Origin of the sequence: Planococcus liqunii, from assembly GCF_030413595.1 — a bacterium.
In the GTDB taxonomy this organism is placed as follows: Bacteria; Bacillota; Bacilli; order Bacillales_A; family Planococcaceae; genus Planococcus; species Planococcus liqunii.
Genome location: NZ_CP129238.1, coordinates 2,007,404 through 2,029,871, shown reverse-complemented (window position 1 = coordinate 2,029,871; position 22,468 = coordinate 2,007,404). Strand labels below are relative to the sequence as shown.

Annotated in this window: 20 protein-coding genes and 1 tRNA gene; 19 read left to right on the top strand and 2 right to left on the bottom strand. The window is 46.7% G+C overall.

Going from position 1 to position 22,468, the window contains the following annotated elements; all coding sequences use genetic code 11:
- Positions 1-71 precede the first annotated feature (71 nt).
- Together QWY22_RS10290 and QWY22_RS10285 are read left to right on the top strand one after the other, a co-directional pair.
- Entirely contained in the window at positions 72-1,091 is a 1,020-nt protein-coding gene (locus tag QWY22_RS10290; RefSeq protein WP_436836787.1) for a zinc-binding alcohol dehydrogenase family protein, read from the top strand.
- Between the two features lie 56 nt (positions 1,092-1,147).
- The gene (locus QWY22_RS10285; RefSeq protein ID WP_300980792.1) at positions 1,148-2,746 is read left to right on the top strand and encodes a pyruvate oxidase; all 1,599 of its coding nucleotides are present in this window, start codon (positions 1,148-1,150) and stop codon (positions 2,744-2,746) included.
- 31 nt (positions 2,747-2,777) lie between these two features.
- Here QWY22_RS10285 and QWY22_RS10280 read toward each other — a convergent pair whose 3' ends face one another.
- Positions 2,778-3,188 carry a DUF4275 family protein gene (locus QWY22_RS10280; protein ID WP_300980791.1) on the bottom strand — a complete coding sequence of 137 codons (411 nt, stop codon included), beginning with the start codon at positions 3,186-3,188 and terminating at the stop codon, positions 2,778-2,780.
- Between the two features lie 167 nt (positions 3,189-3,355).
- Between QWY22_RS10280 and QWY22_RS10275 the strand changes: the two genes are divergently transcribed.
- From QWY22_RS10275 to QWY22_RS10220, 12 genes are all read left to right on the top strand, one after another.
- On the top strand, positions 3,356-3,847 hold the full coding sequence (locus QWY22_RS10275; protein ID WP_300980789.1) for a DUF1648 domain-containing protein: 492 nt from the start codon (positions 3,356-3,358) through the stop codon (positions 3,845-3,847).
- A 397-nt stretch (positions 3,848-4,244) separates the two neighbouring features.
- Complete coding sequence (locus QWY22_RS10270; RefSeq protein ID WP_300980788.1) at positions 4,245-4,853, top strand: TetR/AcrR family transcriptional regulator; 609 nt, start codon at positions 4,245-4,247, stop codon at positions 4,851-4,853.
- A gap of 457 nt (positions 4,854-5,310) precedes the next feature.
- Positions 5,311-6,171 carry a MurR/RpiR family transcriptional regulator gene (locus tag QWY22_RS10265; protein WP_300980787.1) on the top strand — a complete coding sequence of 287 codons (861 nt, stop codon included), beginning with the start codon at positions 5,311-5,313 and terminating at the stop codon, positions 6,169-6,171.
- Positions 6,168-7,304, top strand: a complete 1,137-nt coding sequence (locus QWY22_RS10260; RefSeq protein WP_300980786.1) for a M20 peptidase aminoacylase family protein — start codon at positions 6,168-6,170, stop codon at positions 7,302-7,304. Before QWY22_RS10265 ends, QWY22_RS10260 begins: the two co-directional genes overlap by 4 nt.
- Positions 7,305-7,309: 5 nt before the next feature.
- Positions 7,310-8,152: a GNAT family N-acetyltransferase gene (locus QWY22_RS10255; protein ID WP_300980785.1), complete on the top strand. Its 843-nt coding sequence runs from the start codon at positions 7,310-7,312 to the stop codon at positions 8,150-8,152.
- On the top strand, positions 8,149-9,285 hold the full coding sequence (gene menC / locus QWY22_RS10250; RefSeq protein ID WP_300980784.1) for an o-succinylbenzoate synthase: 1,137 nt from the start codon (positions 8,149-8,151) through the stop codon (positions 9,283-9,285). Before QWY22_RS10255 ends, menC begins: the two co-directional genes overlap by 4 nt.
- A 31-nt stretch (positions 9,286-9,316) precedes the next feature.
- Positions 9,317-10,399, top strand: coding sequence for a YkvI family membrane protein (locus tag QWY22_RS10245; protein WP_300980783.1), 1,083 nt, complete (start codon positions 9,317-9,319; stop codon positions 10,397-10,399).
- A gap of 477 nt (positions 10,400-10,876) precedes the next feature.
- Positions 10,877-12,355 (top strand): PTS mannitol transporter subunit IIBC, encoded by a 1,479-nt coding sequence (locus QWY22_RS10240; protein WP_300980782.1) that lies wholly within the window; start codon positions 10,877-10,879, stop codon positions 12,353-12,355.
- Positions 12,356-12,390: 35 nt separating this feature from the next.
- Positions 12,391-12,828: a PTS mannitol transporter subunit IIA gene (locus tag QWY22_RS10235; protein WP_036803644.1), complete on the top strand. Its 438-nt coding sequence runs from the start codon at positions 12,391-12,393 to the stop codon at positions 12,826-12,828.
- Entirely contained in the window at positions 12,829-13,980 is a 1,152-nt protein-coding gene (locus tag QWY22_RS10230; RefSeq protein WP_300980780.1) for a mannitol-1-phosphate 5-dehydrogenase, read from the top strand.
- Positions 13,981-14,101: 121 nt separating this feature from the next.
- Positions 14,102-14,189 (top strand) — tRNA-Ser (locus QWY22_RS10225).
- 180 nt (positions 14,190-14,369) lie between these two features.
- Positions 14,370-15,632, top strand: coding sequence for a mechanosensitive ion channel (locus QWY22_RS10220; RefSeq protein ID WP_300980779.1), 1,263 nt, complete (start codon positions 14,370-14,372; stop codon positions 15,630-15,632).
- A gap of 405 nt (positions 15,633-16,037) precedes the next feature.
- Here QWY22_RS10220 and QWY22_RS10215 read toward each other — a convergent pair whose 3' ends face one another.
- The gene (locus QWY22_RS10215) at positions 16,038-16,451 is read right to left on the bottom strand and encodes a YgaP-like transmembrane domain (protein ID WP_300980778.1); all 414 of its coding nucleotides are present in this window, start codon (positions 16,449-16,451) and stop codon (positions 16,038-16,040) included.
- A 211-nt stretch (positions 16,452-16,662) separates the two neighbouring features.
- On the opposite strand from QWY22_RS10215, the gene QWY22_RS10210 reads away from it, so the two are divergent.
- The 5 genes from QWY22_RS10210 (at position 16,663) to QWY22_RS10190 (ending at position 22,457) form a co-directional block, all read left to right on the top strand.
- Positions 16,663-17,172, top strand: coding sequence for a peroxiredoxin family protein (locus QWY22_RS10210; protein ID WP_300980777.1), 510 nt, complete (start codon positions 16,663-16,665; stop codon positions 17,170-17,172).
- A 135-nt stretch (positions 17,173-17,307) separates the two neighbouring features.
- Positions 17,308-18,132, top strand: coding sequence for a hypothetical protein (locus QWY22_RS10205; RefSeq protein ID WP_300980776.1), 825 nt, complete (start codon positions 17,308-17,310; stop codon positions 18,130-18,132).
- A 23-nt stretch (positions 18,133-18,155) separates the two neighbouring features.
- Positions 18,156-19,898: an adenine deaminase gene (gene ade, locus QWY22_RS10200; RefSeq protein ID WP_300980775.1), complete on the top strand. Its 1,743-nt coding sequence runs from the start codon at positions 18,156-18,158 to the stop codon at positions 19,896-19,898.
- Between the two features lie 322 nt (positions 19,899-20,220).
- On the top strand, positions 20,221-21,486 hold the full coding sequence (locus QWY22_RS10195) for an ABC transporter substrate-binding protein (protein WP_300980774.1): 1,266 nt from the start codon (positions 20,221-20,223) through the stop codon (positions 21,484-21,486).
- Positions 21,487-21,578: 92 nt separating this feature from the next.
- A complete protein-coding gene (locus tag QWY22_RS10190) occupies positions 21,579-22,457 on the top strand; it encodes a carbohydrate ABC transporter permease (RefSeq protein ID WP_300980773.1) in 879 nt (292 codons plus the stop codon).
- Positions 22,458-22,468 lie beyond the last annotated feature (11 nt).

Genomic DNA, 22,468 nt, shown 5'->3' with positions numbered 1-22,468 from the left:
GGTAAGCAGTAATTAGGGACAAAATTGGAAATGAAAAATAGAAAGAGGCGAAGCAAGTGGCTCAACAACAAATGAAAGCATTCGGATTTTATAAAAAAGGAGATGTAGCAAAAGCGCCCCTATTTGAAATGGTTCATCTGGACAGGCCTGTACCGAAAGGACGAAACTTGCTGGTCGAAGTGCGCGCCATTTCGGTCAACCCGACGGATTTGCGGACGCGCGATGCCAAAAAAGAAGATGATGAATCGTTGACGATTGTCGGGCGGGACGCTGCGGGTGTGGTAGTGGAAACCGGAGATGATTGTTCATTATTTAAACCCGGTGATGAAGTGTTTTATGCCGGTACAAGTGTTGCGCCCGGCGGCCAAAGCGAATTCCATTTGGTCGATGAACGCCTTGTCGGCAGAAAACCGAAAAGCGTTGATTTTGCCCAAGCGGCTGCCTTGCCCTTGACGAGTGTGACCGTGTTTGAAGCGCTATTTGATCGTTTGAACATTTCCCGAAACGCCGCAGACAATGCAGGGAAGTCGATTCTAATTATTGGCGCTGCAGGTGGCGTCGGTTCTGTTGCAATCCAGATCGCTAAATTAGTGGGGCTGACGGTCGTTGGAACAGCATCACGGCCGGAAACGATTGACTGGGCGCAAGCGCACGGCGCTGACCATGTTCTCAATCACCGCGAATCGCTGCCAGATCAAGTAAAAGGACTTGGACTGGAAGGAGTCCACTATATTTTCTGTCTGACTCATATTGATGACCATATGGAGGCGATGGGGGGAATCATATTGCCGCAAGGAAAAATATGCTCGATTTTGCCCGCCCAAAAACCGATCAACATGGCCTTTTTCTCAAAAAGCGTGACGTTTGCCTATGAACTGATGTATACCCGTTCTGTTTTCCAAACGGAAGATATGATTCAGCAGCACCATTATCTCAATGACTTGGCCGATTGGGTGGACGAGGGTAAAATCCAATCCACGCTGAACGAAAAGTATCAGCCCATTTCCATTGAAAACCTGAAGAAAGCGTATGAGCAGTTGCTGACAGGCCGGACCATCGGGAAAATTGTGCTTGAAGGGCCTTTCGAATAAGCAAATTAAGGCAGAAGGAAACCACCGTTAATTCATATGAGAAATGAGGGGAAGCAATGTTTGAAAATACAGCAGGGAGTTATGTAATCGAAGGACTGAAAGAATGGGGCGTTGACCATATTTACGGGATGCCCGGCGATTCCATCAACGAATTTATGGAAGAATTGAGAAAAGAAGATGCCATTCGTTATATTCAAGTGCGGCATGAAGAAACCGGTGCCCTGGCGGCTGCCGCCTATTCGAAACTGACCGGCCAAATCGGTGTCTGCATGTCGATTGCCGGGCCAGGCGCAGTCCACCTTCAAAACGGCTTATACGACGCCCAAAAAGACAAAACGCCGGTGCTGGCGATCGTCGGCCAAGTGAGCAGTTCAACGCTCGGAACGGATACATTTCAGGAATTGAAACTGGAATCGATGTTTGAAGACGTGGCGGTCTACAATCGGCAAGTGCATGCAGCGGAACAATTGCCGGATATGCTGAATCAGGCCATTCGAACTGCGTATGCCGAAAAAGGGCCGGCTGTGTTGATCGTTTCGGATGATTTGTTTGCCGAAAAGATTAAACGCGACAAGCCGTTTACGTCTGCCGCTTACTCGGTTCCGAAAATATGCGCAGCTGAAGAAGATCTTCAGTCAGCCTTAGAGTTGATTCAGTCGGCGAAAAAACCGGTCATATTAGCTGGAAAAGGCGCCAAAGGAACGGCCGTGGTACTCACAGCTTTTGCTGAGAAAATCAAAGCGCCGATCATTCTTTCGCTTCCTGCAAAAGGGGTCGTACCGGACACCCATCCATATAATTTGGGCCAGCTTGGGCAACTAGGCACTAAGCCATCCGAAGATGCGATGAAGGAATCCGACCTTGTCATTTTGGCAGGCACTGCATTCCCGTACCGTTCGTATTTGCCCGACAAAGCGCCGGCCATTCAAATCGATATCGAACCGAAAGTGATCGGCAAATACTATCCGGCAACAGTGGGCATAGTGGGCGATCTTGCCCCGGCCTTGTCCTGGTTCACCGAAAGAGCGGATGAAAAAGAAGGGGATTTCTTAACGAAGTATACCCAAAAGCGGGAAGCGTGGCAGGCGGATCTGCAAAAAGACAAGGACAAAGAAACAAATAAGCTGCAGCCGCAGCATGTGCTGGCTGAAGTCCAGCAAATAATGGACGGCAATGCTGTTATTTCGCTCGATGTGGGAAGTGTCACCATCTGGACGGCCAAGTACTTGCAGCTTTCCGGCCAATCGCTCGTCGTATCAGCATGGCTTGCAACAATGGGCTGTGCACTGCCTGGTGCCATTGCGGCGAAACTGGCATACCCCGACCGCCAAGTGATCGGACTGATCGGCGACGGCGGTTTTTCGATCGGCATGCAGGATTTTGTTACAGCCGTTAAATACAATCTGCCGATGACGCTGGTCGTATTCAATAACCAAAAAATCCAGCTCATTGAAGATGAACAAGAACAAAAAGGCAACCCGGCCGATAATGTAGACCTTGCCAACATCGATTTTGCGGCTTTTGCCAAAGCCTGCGGCGGAATCGGCTATACAGCGAAGAACCGTGCAGAACTAAAAGAAGCATTGGCTAACGCTAAAGCGAGCGGCAAACCGGCTGTCATTGATGCCTATGTAGAAGATATCTCGGCGATATAAGAAATGTCGGAACCCCTAAGGCTGCCTCGCCTTAGGGGTTCTTTTTGCGTTCAATGAAGTAAGGGCCGAGATTCTTCTCGTGAGTATTCATAAACGTCCACTGGCCACTCCAGTCCATGACGTATACATCTTCGCCTGAAGCCAGAAGCAAATCTGCCGCTTGCAGGTTAACCGCGTTTTCGATCAGATACGCATCATCGTGAAGTTCGAAGAAAATGGTGCATTTTTCTTTCGGCTGCTTTTCAAAAGCAGCCACTGCAGCCTCTCCAGAAAGAAATGCCGTTTCTTCATAGCTGCAAAGATGCCAAAGGTAACTTTGCAAATAGATTTCTTTTTTCTTCTTGGGCGATAAATGGGCCGCAAATTGCTCTTCCCATTGACCGCGTAAATACTTGCCCCATTTCGGGAGCTCTATGTACTTCAGTTCCGCTTGAAAGCGCAAAATTTGTTCCTCTTTTCTTCGTAAATTTTAAACTGCAGCTTCTTTTATTATACGGCTTCCTTTGCATAGAAGTCTTTAGCGATCATTCGTGCTTCCGGTCCAGTAGGCTAATTTTGAAACCAAAGCAGCTTTTTTTCGTAAAATAGGTGAAGAGGGGAGGGGACTTTATGGAAAAGCAGCCTAAACTTGATTTGCCGAAACCGCGCCTGGCCGTTTTTCTCGATGCTGTTGCGCTGCTGGTTTTTGCAGCAATGCTCATTTACTTGTTTAGCCAGTTTGCATCTTTGCCGGATAAAGTGCCTGGACATTATAATGGCGCCGGAGAAGTGGACCGCTCGGGCAGCAAAATGGAATTGTTCATCTTGCCGATCATCGGAGCAGCCATGTGGGTTTTCATGTCGATCACAGAAAAGTACCCGCATACATTCAATTACTTAAATTTTTCCTACGAGAAAGCTGAAGGCCATTATAAAAATGGAGTATTGATGATGAATGTCTTAAAAAATGAAATCGTCCTGTTGTTCAGTTTCCTGACGTACCAAAACATTCAGGTAGCCATCGGAAAAGCAGAAGGATTAGGGGCAGGGTTCATGCCAATCTTCTTGGCGGTCATCTTTGGTACCATTCTATTTTTTATGGTCCGGATGGTCCGGATATAAGAGGCAAGCACATTACCGTGCTTGCCCTTTTTTTTTTGAAAATCCAACGGTAGGGGAGGGGAGCCAGCAAGCATTATTTCGCTATTTCTTCAAGATGCCCATATCCAATTGGTATTTCAAAGGCATGCTAAGACCCGTGCTGAAAAAAGAGAAAACTATCACTGGATTAAAAAAGAGGCTCAGCAAAAAGCAAAAAAACAGAGTTATCAACGCAGTTTTCCACTGAAAAACCGGGGAACGGGGAGTAATTCACAGCTTCCAACAGTTATCCCCAGCCCTGAAAAGTTATTAACTATTTGATGATACAACTGTATTAGAAAGATGGATTCAAGCTATTTTATTTGATACAACTGTATTATTTTATTGAATATTAATAGTATTCTGATAAAATAGGAGTATGCCAAAACTTACAAACCATGAAGAAGTTAAACAGTCGATCGCTGAAGCCGCGTGGAAAGTCATATTAGAACTAGGGATGGAAGGAGCTTCTGTACGGACAATTGCGAAAGAAGCGGACTTGTCGCTTGGTGCGCTTCGCTATTATTTTAAGACCCAGGATGAATTGGTGGCGTATTCCCGAGAACTCGTGTACAAAAGAACGGCAGAAAGGATGGGGAGGGTATTTAAGCTGGACATGCCGCCAAAAGACAAAATTGTCCAAGTGCTGCTGAACTTACTGCCGTCTTCTGAAGAAAAAAGGCTGGAAGTGGAAGCACGCCTTGTGTTCAAAGTGTACACGCGCCATAAGGGAGAGAAGTTCGATGCCCAGCAGGACAGCGTATATTTGGCCATTAAAGAGGTGATGTCTTATCTTGTCCTGCTGAATCTATTGAAGAAAGATGCTGATTTGCATTTGGAGACAGAGAGGCTGTACTGCTTGATGGACGGGCTGGCTCTTGATGCCATGATCCGTCCGGAATTATTAGAAGCGAACCGCATGAAAAGGATCATCATTTATCACCTGAATTCAAGCTGCAATGAAGAGTTCGGAAATGTCGGGTGGTAGGAAGTTATAGCAAAAACAAACATTTTGCATAAAGATACAGTATTTAATAATTCATGTATTATTATTATGTAAACTATATTGACGGTTATTACATTTAATTTTATGAACTAAAAGCAACTTCTTTTAAGCTAGCCTTTAATAAGGCTGGCTTTTTATCACGCTTTGGTGTCGGGGAACAAAAGATCTGTAGTTTTCGTACGTTAATTATTTAACGGTGACGAAGAAGAAGTGAAATATGGTTTTTCCTTTCCACCAACTGAGAAACGATGACCTGCTTCTATATAAGCTTGATTCATTCAGGTTTGTAATTCCGTCCGCGACGACAGAATAATTAAAATTATTTGCATGCGATATATTGTATTTTTAAGAATTGTGTGATAAATTAATCAAAACATAAATGAAGCTTAAACTTCATAATTTTAAAAAAAGACGCCTTAACTTCAAAAGGAAGATGCCTATGAATTTAATGGAATTGATTCGCGAACAATACAACGATTTGTCCAAGAGCCAAAAGAAAGTAGCAGCATATGTCTTGGACCATCCAAGAAAAATAGCCTTAGAACCTGCGCAGGATGTAGGCGAATCCATTGGTGTCAGTGAAACGACAGTGATCCGGTTTTGCTACAGCCTCGAATTATCGGGATACGCTGAACTGCAAAAAGCGATTCGTGAACAACTGTTTTCCCGGGAAAGCAGTTTGAATGCCTACCAGCAATCCAAAATGGAACTCGAAGAGCAGCCGCATTTTTTAGAAGAAGTGATGGAGCGCGATAGAATGGCCATCGCAGAGACGATGGAACAGATTGACGAAACGCATTATGAAACGGCTGTAAAAAAACTGTCGGAAGCAGACACTGTATACGTTTTGGGTCTCCGTTCTTCATTTGCTTCAGCAAATTGGCTGTCTTTTACGCTTAATCTTGTCCGCGGAAACGTGCACCAAATACGGCCGGAATCGCAGGACGTGCTGCAGATATTGAATGATATGAATGCTAATTCCGTGTTGATCGTCGTATCGTTTCACCGCTATTTAAAAGAACCGATTCGGCTGGCTGAGCTCGCGAAGCGGCAAGGGACTTTTGTTATCGGCATTTCTGATGCACCGCTCGCTCCGATTCATGCGCACAGTGATGTGCTTTTTCCAATCTGCTCGCCGAACAAATCGACGCTGGATGCGACAGCACCGCTATTCTCATTCTTGAATGCGCTCGTAGCCGGCGTAGTGGTAAAGAACAAAGAAAAGTTCCATAAAAGGCAGGAACGCTATCAAGCTTTGGACAGTGATTTCTTATTTACAGAAGGAGACGATTTCCATTGAAAACTATTTTGGATGAAATAAAACCGATAGCTGAAGAAGTGTTTCAGCACCTGCATGCTAATCCGGAAATCAGCTGGCAGGAAGTGGAGACGACCCGCTATTTAAAAAACCTGCTGGAGGGCGAAGGCTTCAGCGTAGAAACCTTTGATGATTCGACCGGGCTTGTCGTAACAGTCGGAAGCGGCGAACCGTGCGTCGGACTTCGCTCAGACATCGATGCCTTGTGGCAGGAAGTGGACGGCACTTATCAGGCCAATCATTCCTGTGGACATGATGCGCATATGACGCTTGCAGTGGGAGCGCTGTTGACACTAAAAAAACTTGGCATACCCGAGAAGGGCCGCTTAAAAGTGATTTTCCAGCCGGCGGAAGAAAAAGGGACGGGTGCCTTGTCATTCGTTGAAAAAGGAATTGTCGACGACATCGATTTTTTGTACGGCGTCCATCTTCGGCCGGTACAGGAAATTGGCCATGGCTATGCTTCTGCTGCCATCATGCACGGCTCAGCCAAAATGCTGAAAGGAGCCATCCGTGGCACTGATGCCCATGGCGCCCGGCCGCATGAAGGACAAAATGCCATTGAAGTGATGGCGCTCCTGGTACAAGCGATCTGTTCGATCCATATCAACCCGATGGTGCCGCATTCAGCGAAAGTGACGATGTTCCAGGCTGGCGGCGAATCTGCAAACATCATTCCGGGAAATGCGGTATTCAGCATTGATATGCGTGCGCAGACGAACAGCGCGATGGAAGAATTATACGCGCAAGTCGATAAAGCGATCCTTTCTGTTGCAGAACTGGCGGGTGTGAAGATTTCTTATGAGACCATCGCAGAAATTGCGGCTGCGGAAGTGGATGAAACGGCAGTCCGCTTAATGGGCGAAGCCATCGCTCAAACGCTTGGCCAAGAATTCCTGGTGCCGCCCATTGTGACGCCGGGAGGGGAAGATTTTCATTTCTATACGTTAAAACGGCCCTCCGTAAAAGCTTCTATGCTCGGTCTTGGCTGCGATTTATCCCCAGGGCTGCATCATCCGGCCATGACGTTTAACCAGGACAGTTTAATCGTCGGCATCGAAATTCTTGCCCGGACCGTCCAGCAGACTTTTGAACATCTGGAACAAGGGAAGTGACGGGAATGGCAAAAGACATCACCCTCCGCAAACTGGAAAGCAATGCGGACATGCGCTTGATCCAGCAACTGGAACGGGATGTGTGGGACATGTCGCCGGTGCCGACACACCAGACGTTCACCGCCTCCAAAAACGGTGGAATCCTGGTCGGTGCATTTGACGGCGAAGCGCTGGTCGGTTATTGCTACGGCTTTGCCGGATTTAAAGACGGCAAGACGTATCTTTGCTCCCATATGATGGGCATTTTGCCCGCTTATCAATCGATGGGCATCGGCAAAAGGCTGAAACTGGAACAGCGCAGCATTGCCAAGCAAATGGGCTACGATTTGATCACGTGGACATTCGATCCGCTTGAAAGCCGCAATGCGCATTTGAATACGAGCAAATTATTCGGCATCAGCCGGACGTACATCGAAGATTGCTACGGGGAAATGGATGACGGCTTGAACCGGGGGTTGCCGACCGACCGCCTGCAAATCGAATGGTGGATCTCAAGCGGCCGGGTTGAAGGCAGTTGGACGCCGGAAGTCGATGAATACCGAAATCCATTTGACATTAGCCGTTCTTCATTAGGCTTTCCGGTACTCCAACTTCCGGAAAATGACTTGCCCCAAGGCGCAGAAGGCTATGAAGTGCCGGTGCCGCAGGATTTTCAAACCATCAAGAAACAGGAACCCGGATTGGCGCTGGATTGGCGCATGAAAATCCGTTCGGTGTTCCAATATTTGTTTGAAGCCGGCTTTGCCGTGACGGGTGTCCGAAAAGCCGAAGCAGGCGTGCATTATTATCAATTCGTTCCAACCGATACGATTCCGCTACAACCAATAGAAAGAGGCGATCAGCATTGAAAATTACAGAAATCCGCATCCGAAAAATGAAAATGATGATGAAAAAACCGTTTACCACAAGTTTTGGCACCTTCCAGGAAAAAGATTTTCTTTTGCTGGAAGCGAAAGATGAACTCGGAAACTCGGGCTGGGGGGAATCGGTTGCTTTCCATTCGCCTTGGTACAGTGAAGAAACGCTCGAAACCAATTTGCACATCATTAAAGATTTTCTGGTGCCGATTGTCCTTGGAAACGAAATCAGCCATCCCGATCGGGTCAGCGAATTGTTTGGCCATCTCCGCAAGAACAATATGGCGAAGTCGACGCTTGAAGGAGCCATCTGGGACCTTTACGCAAAGCGCAACAAAATGACGCTTGCCGAAGCATTAGGAGGCACCCGCAAAAAGATCGAAGTCGGAATCAGCATCGGCATCCATGAAAATGTCGAGGAACTGATTCAAACCGTAGCCGGATTTGTGGAAGAAGGCTATAAGCGCATCAAAGTAAAAATCAAACCGGGCTATGATGTAGACGTCATGCGGAAATTGCGTGCGGCATTTCCTGATGTGCCGATGATGGCGGATGCGAATTCCGCTTATCGGCTAGAAGATACCGATTTGCTCAAGCAGCTGGACGGCCTGAATTTAACGATGATCGAACAGCCGCTGGCATCGGATGACATCATTGACCATGCCGCTTTGCAGGTGAACCTTCAGACACCGATTTGCCTCGATGAAAGCATTCATTCACTCGAAGATACACGAAAAGCAGTAGAGCTTGGCAGCACTAAAATCATCAACATCAAAATCGGGCGCGTCGGCGGTCTGACGGAAGCGAAAAAGATCCATGATTATTGCGCTGAAAAAGGCATTCCGGTCTGGTGCGGGGGAATGCTTGAATCCGGCATCGGCCGCGCGCACAATATTGCGTTGACGACTTTGCCGAATTTCACGTTGCCGGGTGATACAGCGGGTTCGTCGCGTTACTGGGAAGAAGACGTCATTTCGCCGGAAGTCACAGTAGAGGAAGGCTATATCACCGTTCCCGATGCCTACGGAATTGGCTATGCCATAAACGAACAAGCCATGGATCGCTTCACCGTCGAAGAACTGGTTTTTCAAGCACAGCCATTCACAGCTGCCACTGGCCAATAAAAACTTAAAAAGCAACGGGGGGGGGAATCGTATGAGACAAAGCTTTCAAATTGGCGGTGCATTTATCGGTGTTATTGTAGGTGCAGGATTTGCATCGGGACAGGAAGTTCTGCAATTCTTTACGAGTTTCGGGGTGTACGGCATTATTGGTTCATTTCTGGCAATGGCGCTGTTCGCTTTTCTCGGCATGAACTTGACGCAGCTCGGCAGCGAGCTCCAGACCAAATCCCATCAACACGCCATCCGCCATATATGCGGCAAGTATTTAGGGCCGGTGGTTGATGTGGCCATCACCTTCTTCTTGTTCGGCGTCACGGTTGTCATGTTTTCCGGTTCCGGTGCCATTTTTGAGCAGCAATTCGGCATTCTCGGATCGGTGGGGAATGTACTGATGGCTGTCTTGACGATTGCGACCGTCATGTTGAGTGTGAACAAAGTGATTTCGCTGATCAGTGCCTTTACACCGGTCCTGCTTTTGGTCGTCATCATTATCACGGTGTATTCATTGTTTAATTTTGATATGACTTCAGCAGAACTGGCTGCTGCCACCGCTTCTGCTGCAAACAGCCAAGCAGCGCCTCACTGGCTATTGGGCGCGGCGCTTTATGTATCTTATAACCTGGCTGCAGGGGCGGCCATGATGACGGTGATGGGCGGCACGGTGAAAGATGCAAAAATCGCAGCCCGCGGCGGCATCATCGGCGGCGTCGGGCTGGGAATTTTGATCTTGCTGATCAATGTTTCCATGTTGACGCAACTAAAAGAAATTGCGGCTGTTCCAATGCCGATGCTGGTACTGGCGAATAACATCAGTCCGTTAATCGGCGGCTTAATGTCCATTATTCTCCTAGGTATGATTTACAATACCGCTGTCGGCATGCTATATGCGTTCACGGCACGTATTGTTAAGCCGGACAGCAAAAAATTCAAAGTATCGGTCGGAGCTTTCGGCGCCGTCGCATTTGCTTCCAGCTTTGTCGGCTTTGTGACGTTGGTCGGAACCGTGTATCCGGTGATGGGCTATTTAGGGTTTACGTTAATTGCAGCAATTGTCATTGCCTGGGTGCGCAAAAGGAAAGTCCAGACCACCCGCAATGCAATCAGTACCCCTTAAAAGATAAATTGTATGCTTTAAAAACTTCCTGTTAGTTTCTGCAGGAAGTTTTTTGATTTCTTTTAAAGCGCTGGATGGTCCTTCCCAAAAGCTCGCCTTTACTGAATCAGAATGGTTATGGAAAGTTCCGGAAAAGTTTGAAAATCAGATTTACTAGCTCTTTTGGCAGATAAATCGTTCCGTGCTAGAAGTTTTTTGTTTTTAATTTGAAAATTCAGAAATAATATTTCCTGCTTTGGTAGGAATATGCTACCATCTAAATAAATCGATGCTAATGAATGTTAAGTTGTCTTCCTTAAAGAAAGAAGGTGATGCACTTGCAGTCAGTTTAATCTGCTTTTTCGATGTCTTGTCCCTATCTATTCCGGTTTAAGGGCTGAAAACAATAGGGAAGGGTTTTGACGGTTTGAGTTTTGCGATGCCAGTTTGCTTTGGACTTATTATCGCTGCATTAACTTAAAGAAGAGAGGGATTAGGATGGCTGATGCAAGTGTCCGTGCGCGAATCCAGCGCTTCGGGAGTTATTTGAGCGGCATGATCATGCCGAACATCGGTGCCTTTATTGCCTGGGGTCTTATAACCGCATTGTTCATACCCGATGGCTGGTTTCCGAACGAAACTTTAGGTTCGCTCGTCGGTCCAATGATTACGTATCTCTTGCCATTATTGATCGGTTTCACGGGCGGACGGCTTGTCTATGATTTCCGGGGCGGTGTCCTCGGGGCAATCGCCACAATGGGGGTTATTGTCGGCGCTGAAATTCCGATGTTTCTCGGTGCCATGATCATGGGGCCGTTGGCCGGATTTGCCATGAAAGTGATCGACGGGTGGTTCCAGCACCGCATCCGCGTCGGTTTTGAAATGCTGTACAACAACTTTTCTGCCGGGATATTGGGTGCATTTCTGGCAGGGATCGCCGTATTCTTCGTTGGTCCAATTGTTAATGCACTGACCAATACATTGGCAGACGGAGTAGAAGTGATTGTCAATCTGGGGTTGTTGCCGCTCGCGAGCATCATCATTGAACCGGCAAAAATCCTATTTTTAAACAATGCCATCAACCACGGAATTTTAAGCCCATTAGGAGTGGAACAGGCGGCGGATGCCGGGAAATCGATCTTGTTCCTGCTTGAGACCAATCCAGGCCCTGGCCTTGGCGTGCTGCTTGCGTTTTCGGTATTTGGCAAAGGCGTCTCCAAAGCGTCTGCCCCGGGAGCGGCTATCATCCAGTTTCTCGGCGGGATCCACGAAATTTATTTTCCATATGTGCTGATGAAACCGGTTCTGCTGTTAGCGGTTATCGCCGGCGGGATGAGCGGCGTCTTCACGTTTACTTTGTTTAATGCAGGACTTCCTGCAACGCCGTCTCCCGGCAGTATATTCGCCTTGCTGGCATTGACGCCGCAGGGAAATTATCTCGGCGTAATTTCGGGTGTGGTAGTGGCTGCCGCCGTGTCGTTTTTGGTGGCTTCTGTTGTTTTGAAGACCAGCAAAGTTGAAGAAGAAGATTTAGCCGCAGCTGCCGGCAAAATGGAACAAATGAAAGGCAAGAAAAGCGACGCGACCGGCTATTTGACACCGAAGCCAGCAAAAGAAGTGGTCGGTGCAACTTCCGGTGACCGGATTGAAAGAGACAATACCCAGCCGGTCCATGCTGCGCCTGTAAAAAATGCTACTGACATCCATAAAGTGGTGTTTGCCTGCGATGCAGGAATGGGGTCCAGTGCAATGGGCGCTTCACTGCTTCGCAATAAATTCAAGAAAGAAAACATCGATATACCGGTTTCCAATACCGCAATCAACCAGCTTCCGGAAGATGCAGACATTGTGGTCACTCACAAAGACTTAACGGACCGGGCAAAGGCGAAATTGCCGAATGCCGAACATATTTCTGTTGAAAATTTCATGAACAGCCCGGAATACGACAAGCTGGCGAGAAGGTTGAAAAACGAATGATACTCAACTAAAAAATTACAATGGGAGTGATATGAATGGCAAAAGACGTATTAAGCAAAGACAATATCAAGTTGAATGTTCCCTTAACCGGCAAAGAAGAAGCGATACGCTTTACCGGTGAAATTTTGGTGAACGGCGGCTATGTGGATGCCGGGTATATCGATAAAATGTTTGAACGGGAAGAAATGGCCTCTACCTATATGGGGAATTTCCTGGCAATTCCGCACGGCACGGAAGATGCGAAGAAAAACGTCTTTGAAACAGGGATATCGGTTGTGACAGTACCGGAAGGCATTGATTTTGGAGGCGGAAACCTGGCAAAGATTTTTATTGGCATTGCCGGCAAAGGAAATGAGCATTTGGAGATTTTGTCCAATATCGCAATTGTCTGTTCCGAAGAAGAAAATATCGAAAAAATCCTGAATGCCCGGTCGGAAGAGGAGATTTTAGACCTTTTTAGCGAGGTGGGGTAAATGCAAGCCGTCCATTTTGGGGCAGGAAATATCGGCCGCGGGTTTATCGGATTGCTGCTTAGCCAGTCCGGATACCATACACTTTTTCTGGATGTCAACGAGTCTGTCATTAATGCCTTGAATGCACAAAAAGAATACGAAGTGACTTTGACAGGTGAAAAAAGGGAAGTGCTGCAGGTCGGCAATGTCAGCGGCATCAACAGCATGACAAATGCGGAAGAAGCAGCAGAGTTCTTGAGCCGGGCCGATTTGGTGACGGCCGCTGTTGGGCCGAAGGTGTTGCCGGCCATATCGGCTTTGCTGGCGGAAGGACTAAGGAGGCGGTTCCAAAACCGGCCCGAGCCGTTGAACGTCATTGCCTGCGAGAACATGATCGGCGCCAGCTCGCTTTTGAAAGAACAAGTCTACCAGCATTTATCAGCAGAAGAAAAGCGGCAGGCTGATGAACTGATCGGCTTTCCGAACGCGGCGGTAGACCGCATCGTTCCGGACCAGCGCAGCGGCGATCTTTTAGGCGTAGCCGTCGAACCATATTTTGAATGGGTAGTGGAGCGTCCGGCAATCAAGGGAGATCTACCGCCTGTTAACGGCATTACGTATGTGGACGAGTTGGAACCTTATATTGAACGGAAGCTGTTCACGGTCAATACGGGACATACGGTCCCTGCTTATTTAGGCCGGTACAAAGGGTATCAGACGATCAATGAAGCGATGGACGATGAAGAAATTGAACGCATTCTCCAGGGAACACTTGAAGAAACCGGCGAAGTCCTGGTGCAGATGCATAGATTTGACCCTTCCCGGCATAAGGAATACACGCAAAAAATCATTGAACGTTTCCGGAACCCTTACGTTTCTGATTTTGTCACCCGGGTGGGCAGAGGGCCGATCCGCAAATTGGGCAGCAATGACCGTCTGGTCCGCCCAGCCAGCCTTTATATGCAATTGACTGGAAAAGAACCGCTCAATTTAGCGACGGTCATCGCTGCGGTTTTGCTTTATGAAAACGATGAAGACGATGAGGCGCGGGAACTGCAAAAACAGATCAATGAGCAGGGATACGAAAGTGCTTTCCGCCAAATTTCCGGATTGCCAGACGGCGATCCGCTTATTGGAGCGGTCATGAAGCAATTGGATGCAATGAAAAAGTAAGGAGTTAGTTAAGGGGCAGCTTAGGTTGCCTTTTTTTCTGCCTGGCATTCCGCTTCTTTAAAAAGCGGGAGTGAACGAATTGACAAGACCATGTGCGATGCTAAAATAAAAATATCATACTGGAGATGTACCCAAGAGGCTGAAGGGGGCTGACTCGAAATCAGTTAGGGCGTGCATGCGCCGCGGGGGTTCGAATCCTCTCATCTCCGTCATCGTCTGTAGAAAAAACGACTGATTTTAATCAGCCGTTTTTTTGTGGTCTAAAGACCCAGCGAAATATCTTTTTTGATTGAAGATTCATAAAATATTGACATATTTGTTTAGGAAGAATGACAGAGGGAATAGGAAAGATGCAATTATAAATACCTAACTGAATGGAGGAGAAGCACATGAACCAATTTACCGGAGCATTCCGGGACATGGGAACGACAATCGTCAATTTTATTCCCAATGTCATCGGCGCCATCCTGTTGCTGCTTGTTGCCTGGCTGGTCGCAACGATTGTCCGCGCCATCTTTACGAAAGGGCTTAAAAAAGCCGGGGCCCCAAGAGCCATGGTCAAAGGCCATATGGCAAAAACCCAGGAAGACGCTGACAGCAAACTGGACTCAATCGGAAAAATTTTCTATTACCTTGTCTTTATCCTGTTTCTTCCGAGTGTCTTTGACCAACTGAATATGAGAGCTGTAGCTGCTCCGATTTCGAATATGATGGATAAACTGCTGGCATTTTTGCCGAACTTATTAATGGCAGCCATTATCCTCATTCTTGGCTATTTTGTTGCCAAGTTCGTCAAGAATCTGGTTGCAACGATCTTAACAACGATCAACATCGACAAATGGTTCAACAAACTGACGAATAAAACCGGCACGCCTGAAAAGATGTCGCCGAGCAACAAAAACACTTTGGCTAATGTTCTCGCTAATGTTGTATTCGTCCTTGTATTGATTCCCATAGTCACAGTGGCACTGGAAACCTTGAATATCGATTCGATTTCGCGTCCAATTACAGCGATGCTCAATCAAGTCCTGAACATGATTCCAAATATCTTTGTGGCAATCATTCTGATTTTAGTCGGTGTTGCCATCGGGAAATTTGTCGGTGATTTGCTGAGCAGCCTGCTGAAAGGCACGGGGCTTGACAACATTTCCCGTTCATTGAATTCAGGTTCACGGCCGAATATGCCGACTTTTGATATCGCTGCAATCATCGGCAAGGTCGTGCAAATCTTGATCATCGTGTTCTTTACGGTTGAAGCATTGAATGTGCTTCAACTGGATGTATTGAACAATATCGGTACTTCCATTATCAGCTACTTGCCGCTGGTCTTGAGTGCCTTGATCATTCTAGGGCTTGGCATTGTCGGCGCCAACTTGCTTGGAAATTACGTCCAGCGTGCTTCCGGAAACCGTATGTATGGTGCGATTGTCAAATATGCCATCATCATCATGGCGGTTTTCATGACGCTTGACCAATTGAACTTTGCTACTAACATCGTCAACTTGGCGTTCCTGTTCATCATCGCAGGACTAGCCGTAGCCTTCGCCATCGCTTTTGGCATCGGCGGCCGCGACTTCGCGAAGCGCCAATTGGATAAATTTGAAGCAAAAGCCCAAGAGGAAGACAAAAAACCGACAGACGGCAATCTATAAGAACAGCAAAAAGATATAGAAAAAATTTTGCTTAGAATATCTCCGGAATTCCGCAACCCAGCTGCGCTTGCCGCGGGCGCCAAGCCCTATCATTTCTTGCGTTGCGGGGTCTCGGCTGTCTCGTCGCTTACGCTGCCCCGCAGGCAAGACATTAGCCGAAGCCTGCGAGGTTAAGTCTTTGCGACGAGCTTGCGCAGGAGCAGTACGTTTTTCTCCGCTGGTTTGCTCCATATCGACAGTGAACTGTGAATAAATAGCATGCCTACTCATCCACTCTTTCTGATAAAAAGAGAACTTTAGCGTCCACTTGGAGCGAAATGGCTTAGAGAATGGAATGTTTCTCGACACCCTGAAAAAGAGAATGCCCTTGGTGGGCATTCTCTTTTTTGATTTCATTCGCTTGCTTTAGAATTCGTCATCCAGCAAATTTTGAAGCGCCTGCTTTTCCAAATTGATTTCATCCACTGTCCGAATGCCAAGCTTTCTGATCAATGGCAGCGGCGGGCACCAGCCCTGTATGGCATGCTGCAGCATAAAGACACTGACAGCTCCACTCACATACATCCACTTTTTGTTTACAGCCAGCCCAAGCATTGAAGAGACCAAGGCGATTGAGGCCATATTCAATTCCAGCACCCGCTCTGTGTCCCATTCCTCTTCCAAATGAAGGATGCGCCGCTCAATCGTTTCTTTGTCCTGGCGCTTAAAGTAGTTGACGTTTGCTTCTATTTGCCGTTCAATTTCTCCGTTAATCGACTCTGGCGTGTTCATCGTAATCCTCGATTTTGTTGAAGGCAATTGTTCGATATCCATGGCCATTCATATCCCTGCTTTCATTTAGTTTCTTCTGTTGTAGTATTCCGCTAATCGCGGAACTTAAACATTGTTTATGAAATGGAATGCTGGGATGATGGCTATTAATAGTAGTTGGTTAAATCAATCGAAAAGGGAACGTGATATTGTTTAGTTTTTCTTTTCCTGGTCATTCCCGGATCCAATGTTCGGAAAATATAAGCTAGGAGGAAGAATAATGCCAAACTTCAGTTTGGGAGAATCCATGCCTGGATTTACGCTGCCAGCCGTATCTGGAGAACCGTTTTCTTTTGATCCACAGAAAAAAATAGAAAGACAATGGCATCTCCTTGTATTTTTTAGGGGTTCCTGGTGTTCTGCCTGCATCAAAGCACTGGAAGATTTAGAGTTGAACAAAAAGGCGTTTGAAGATGGCGATATCCGTTTGGTTACCGTTTCCACGGACAAGTTAGCAGACTTAAAAAATATGTCACAAGAGTTGAAGTTAACTTTTCCGGTGTTGGCGGATGAAAACTTCAAAGTACTAAATCAATTCGATGTTTATATACACGTAGAAAATGCACCCTATGAAGATACAGGCATCCACGGTGAACCGGCGTATTTTTTAATGGATGAAGAAGGTAAATTGCTTTATCAACAGAGACAGACCAGCCCTTACGGCCGGCCAACAGCCGACGGTCTTCAGCAAGTCATTAAATTTATCAAGAAAAAAATGTCTACCGTATAATCGATTGCCCCAAGGGTCCGGAACATCGGATCCTTTTTTATTCGTCTATTTTAGCAAAAGAAGATGTGAATTATTTGAATATTAACTTATAATGGACTCACTGATTATGAAACGAAATCGAAATGAGGGATGGTTTTGCAAAAGTTCATTTGTGAAACGTGCGGCGTACAATACGAAAATTCTGTAGTGCCCCCAAATAGTTGCCGGATTTGCAGTGAAGAACGGCAATATGTCTACCATACCGGACAAAAATGGACGACGCTTGAACACATGGTCAATACAGAGCCGTACAAAAATTTTTTCAAAAAAGAAGAAGAAAGCTTGTTTAGCGTGAAAACCAAACCGGATTTTGCGATTGGCCAGTCCGCTTATATTGTTCAGGAAAGCGGCTTTCATCTTATGTGGGATTGTATTACCTATGTCGATGCGAATTCTATTGAGGCCATTAAGAAAATGGATGGAGTTGATGCCATTGCGTTGTCCCATCCGCATTATTATGGCAGCCAAGTTGAATGGGCAGATGCGCTGGATGCCAAAATCTATATCCACGAAGATGACAGGAAGTGGGTCACTCGGCCAAGCGAAAAAATGGTTTTCTGGTCTGGGGAATCGCTTGTGCTGCACGCAGGATTGGTTCTTCACCGGCTGGGTGGACATTTCAAAGGAGGGGCCGTGCTCGAGTGGCAAAATGGCTTTGACCGAAAAGGAGTGCTGCTTCCGGGCGATATTGTCCGGGTGATGCCAGGGCGAGACTGGGCAAGTTTTATGTACAGCTACCCGAACTTCATTCCCTTGCCGCCAGGCATTGTCGAAAGAATGGCAAAGAAGCTCAGCACTATCGAATTTAAACGGGTATACGACGCGTTTCAGCGCATCATTCCGGACCAAGCGGATGAACGGATCCAGCAGTCTGCAATGCGCTATATCGATGCAATCAACGGAAAATTATTTGAAACTTAAGCCCAAAGGAGCGAATTGCCGCCATGAACCGAGAACAGCTCAAAACACGGATTTTCACAGCCCATAAACAACAAGCGGCCGACCTAGTAATCCGAAATGCAAAAATCGTCAACGTCTTTACGAAAGAGCTGACAAAGGGGGATATCGCTATCCAAGATGGCGTCATTGTCGGCATCGGCGAATACCGGGGCAACCGGGAAATTGATGCAGAAGGCCGCTATATATGCCCAGGCCTTATAGACGCCCATGTCCATATTGAATCATCCATGGTCACGCCGCATCAATTTTCGCGAGTGGTTTTGCCTCATGGCGTAACAACCGTCATCACCGATCCGCATGAAATCGCCAATGTATGCGGTTCAGAAGGAATCGAATTTATGCTCAACGATTCTGAAGATGCCCAGCTTGAAGTGTTGGTCATGCTGCCATCCTGTGTGCCGGCAACAGCTTTTGAAAATTCAGGAGCTTCACTGAGTTCGGAAGACCTCCATCAATTTATAAGCCACAAACGGGTCATGGGAATCGCGGAAGTGATGGATTTCCCATCGGTTGCCCAAGGAGCGGACGGAATGATGGACAAGTTGCTGCTTAGCCCACAAATCGATGGCCATGCTTCCGGGCTGCAAGAAAACGATATCAATGTCTATCTGGCTGCGGGCATTACGACAGACCATGAATGCGTTACTAAAGAAGAAGCGGTTATGCGGCTGGAGCGCGGTATGTACGTCATGCTGCGGGAAGGGTCAGTTGCCAAGAATTTAACTTCGCTGCTTGAAGCGGTCAACGAGAAAAATGCCCACCGCTGTTTGTTTTGTACAGATGACAAGCATCTGGATGATTTGATCGAAGAAGGAAGCATCGATTACAACGTCCGAATTGCCATTCGCTATGGGTTAGACCCGATTACAGCGATTTCAATGGCAAGTTTCAACGCAGCCCAGTGTTACGGCTTGCATAGAAAAGGCGCTATTGCCCCTGGCTATGATGCCGATTTCATCCTATTGGATAACTTAGAAGAATTTAAGATCCACCAAGTATACAAAAACGGAAAGCTTGCAGCGGAAAATGGGCGCTATGCCGGACCATGGACTCAAGGCACAGCAGCAAATCACGTTCGGAACACGGTGAATATTCTCGATTTCACCAAACAAGATCTACAAATCCCTTTACCGGAAAATGCAAAAGCGCATATTATTGGTATAAATCCGTACAGCTTGGTCACAGACCATTTGGTGGAAGTAGTCGATACCGAAAGAGGGTGCTTTGTCCCGAATCCTGAAAGAGATTTGCTGAAAATCGTTGTGGTCGAAAGGCATCAGGCGCTTGGAAATGTTGGAGTCGGCATTGTGAAAGGCCTGGGGCTAAAAAGAGGGGCGATTGCCACGACCGTTGCGCACGATTCGCACAATATCATTTCGGCAGGCACCAATGATGCAGATATTGTTGCCGCAGTCGAAGCTTTAAAACAAATGGAAGGCGGCTTGGTGGTTGTCAATGAAGGGGAAGTGTTGGCGGCTCTTGCCTTGCCGGCTGCCGGGCTAATGGCTGAATCAGGCTTTGAAGAAGTCTACGATGAACTTAAAGGGATTGATGCGGGATTGGCGAAACTGGAGGCTCCGGAGAATTTTAATGCTTTCTTAACTTTGTCATTTTTATCACTTCCTGTTATTCCACATTTGAAAATTACGGACTGTGGATTGTTCGACATGGATCAATTTCAGCATATTTCTGTCTTGGTTGAAGAGGAAGAGAAAAGGTTCAACTGAAATAAAACCGATGCCAATGGGCCGCCTCTGCTTATAGAGCCGGCCTTTTTGCATGCTTCGAAGCACCTTTGCCAACTTTTGAAAGACGGCGGAACGTAAATCGAACGGTTGTCTGCGTTCCATTTATTTGAAATTGATGGGCGAAACAGGTTTATAAAACCTATGAATAAGGAATTAGTGCAGAAGATAGATATTTAGCTAATGGGGTTAATATGTACAAAAATCGTATAAAGTTATTGAAAAGGTCTTTTTTTACTGAAATTATAGTATTTTCAGTAAATTTTGATGTAAGCGCTATCAAATTTAAAAGGGGGTCAAGTCATTGAAAAAGCTGGCATTTTTTCTAGTAATTTTGGCTGTACTATTTTTATCGGCTTGTGGCGGTGGATCAGGAAGCGGGGAAACAGCAGATGGAAAGATTGAGTTGACGTACATTAACGGCTTCACCGGCGGTGATGGTGATTTTATGAAAAAGATCACCAACGGATTTAACGAGTCGCAAGATAAGTATGTGATCAAAGAATCCCAGGAAAAAGACCATTACACCAAATTTAAAACGGGAAACTATGATTTAGTGATCATTCATACGGATCTGCTTGAGACCTACAAGCAGGACGGAATGATCCAGGACATCAGCAGCGTCATGGAAACTGCCGGCATCAGCCCGGATGATTTCCACGATAAAGCTAAAGAACAAGTGACCTTTGATGACGGCGTCTTTGCAGTGCCTCTTGATATCCATCCGATGACAATGTTCTATAACAAAAAATTGGCACCTGAAGCCCCTCAAAACTATGAGGATTTTGTGAGTTTGACGCAATCGCTCCAGCAGCAGGATCCGAACCTTTTTGCAACCGGCGTCCCGAGTGCCGGCCTTGGCGAATGGTTTATCATGACGGTCGCTGCCCAAAATGGCATTGATCTGGTTGAAGATAATTACATGAATTTTGCGCAGGAAGAATTAGCAGACGCTTTGATGATTTACAACAATATGATTTTTAAAGACAAGATTTCTCCTGAAGGCTTGGGGCTTGATGGTGAATTCCAGGCATTCATGAAACAAGTAGATGAAGGCGGAAGCGCTGTGCAGACGGCGACTGCTTTAACCGGTCCTTGGTATTACCAGGCGGTCAAAGAAGCGTATGGCGATGATTTGGGAATTGCCTCTGTGCCGGTCATTGGAGAACAGCCGGGGGTATATGGAGCTGGCCATACACTGGCTTTGCCTTCATCGGTAACAGATGAAGAGCGGATTGCCGGAATTGCCGAGTTTCTAAAATATATGTATACGCCGGAAAACTTAATCAACTGGGCTGACAGCGGACAGGCGCCGACTCATATGCCGACAATGGAATTGGTGGAATCTGATGCGGCGAAATATCCGCTGTCAGCACAGAACATCAAACAGTTCGATTCGTTCGAAGGGGCACCGAAGCTGTATCAATACCGTGAACAAGTCCGCTATGTCGTAGAAAATGTCTACCCGAAAGTAGTTGGGGAAGCAAATATATCAAAAGAAACTTTGATGAGCGAATTGGAGAAGGCAACCGAACAGGCAAAACAAGTGGCAGAAACAGCGCCTCAATAAAGTAAACGATAGTCAACGATAGAGCTGAACGGCATTTCATCCTGGAAATCAGTGAAATGCCGTTCTATTTAAATCATGGAGGTGGCGCCTGTATGCGGATATCAAAAACCTGGTCGTTTATCTTATTTTTGCCGTTTCTGATTTGCTTTGTTTTGTTTTTGGTTGTTCCATTTGCGTACGGCCTATATATCAGTTTTCATCAATGGTCTATTTTCGGCGGAAATGGCGGTTTTGTCGGCTTCGATAATTATGTTTCCATTTTGACGCCTGGAAATGTTTACAGCAATGCCTTTTATAACGGGTTGAAAAACACACTGATTTTTGTGGCCATCAGTGTCATCCCATTGGTTGTGATCAGCTTGGCACTGGCTTTGGTGATTGACAGTATTCCCGATAAATTGAAAGTTTTTTACCGGACCATTTTCTTTATCTCCTATGCCGTCTCCGTCACAGCTGTCTCTGCTATTTTCAAATGGCTGTTTACCGGCAACGGCGGCTATGTAAACAATGTCATGAATACCTTCGGCCTCGGGGCATTGAACTGGCTGAACGACCAGCCGCTCGCCTGGATTGCTATCCTGATTGCGACTGTCTGGTGGACGATCGGCTTTAATATGATCCTGTTCATCAATGCGCTGGACGAAGTGGACCGGAATCTATACGAAGCGGCTAGTCTCGACGGAGCCAATTGGTGGCAGCGTTTCAGCAATATCACGTTTCCTTCCATTAAAGGGGTATTCGTATTTTTAACCATTATCACCGTCATCGCATCTTTTAACTTGTATGGCCAAACCTTGCTGATCACTGCAGGCGGGCCATCGCAGAGCACAACTTCCTTGATCATGGTGATTCAGCAGATGGTGTTTAATCAGAACAATCTCGGAATGGCCTCGGCGATGTCCATGCTGATGGGGCTGGTCATGGTCTTGATCGTAGCTGCCCAGTATTTCTATACGCTGCGCAAAGATTGAGGAGGTGTAGA

Coding starts and splice junctions, on each gene's coding strand:
- QWY22_RS10290 (WP_436836787.1), top strand. CDS start 72: ATGAAAGCATTCGGATTTTATAAAAAAGGAGATGTAGCAAAAGCGCCC.
- QWY22_RS10285 (WP_300980792.1), top strand. CDS start 1,148: ATGTTTGAAAATACAGCAGGGAGTTATGTAATCGAAGGACTGAAAGAA.
- QWY22_RS10275 (WP_300980789.1), top strand. CDS start 3,356: ATGGAAAAGCAGCCTAAACTTGATTTGCCGAAACCGCGCCTGGCCGTT.
- QWY22_RS10270 (WP_300980788.1), top strand. CDS start 4,245: ATGCCAAAACTTACAAACCATGAAGAAGTTAAACAGTCGATCGCTGAA.
- QWY22_RS10265 (WP_300980787.1), top strand. CDS start 5,311: ATGAATTTAATGGAATTGATTCGCGAACAATACAACGATTTGTCCAAG.
- QWY22_RS10255 (WP_300980785.1), top strand. CDS start 7,310: ATGGCAAAAGACATCACCCTCCGCAAACTGGAAAGCAATGCGGACATG.
- QWY22_RS10245 (WP_300980783.1), top strand. CDS start 9,317: ATGAGACAAAGCTTTCAAATTGGCGGTGCATTTATCGGTGTTATTGTA.
- QWY22_RS10240 (WP_300980782.1), top strand. CDS start 10,877: ATGGCTGATGCAAGTGTCCGTGCGCGAATCCAGCGCTTCGGGAGTTAT.
- QWY22_RS10235 (WP_036803644.1), top strand. CDS start 12,391: ATGGCAAAAGACGTATTAAGCAAAGACAATATCAAGTTGAATGTTCCC.
- QWY22_RS10230 (WP_300980780.1), top strand. CDS start 12,829: ATGCAAGCCGTCCATTTTGGGGCAGGAAATATCGGCCGCGGGTTTATC.
- QWY22_RS10220 (WP_300980779.1), top strand. CDS start 14,370: ATGAACCAATTTACCGGAGCATTCCGGGACATGGGAACGACAATCGTC.
- QWY22_RS10215 (WP_300980778.1), bottom strand. CDS start 16,451: ATGGCCATGGATATCGAACAATTGCCTTCAACAAAATCGAGGATTACG.
- QWY22_RS10210 (WP_300980777.1), top strand. CDS start 16,663: ATGCCAAACTTCAGTTTGGGAGAATCCATGCCTGGATTTACGCTGCCA.
- ade (WP_300980775.1), top strand. CDS start 18,156: ATGAACCGAGAACAGCTCAAAACACGGATTTTCACAGCCCATAAACAA.
- QWY22_RS10190 (WP_300980773.1), top strand. CDS start 21,579: ATGCGGATATCAAAAACCTGGTCGTTTATCTTATTTTTGCCGTTTCTG.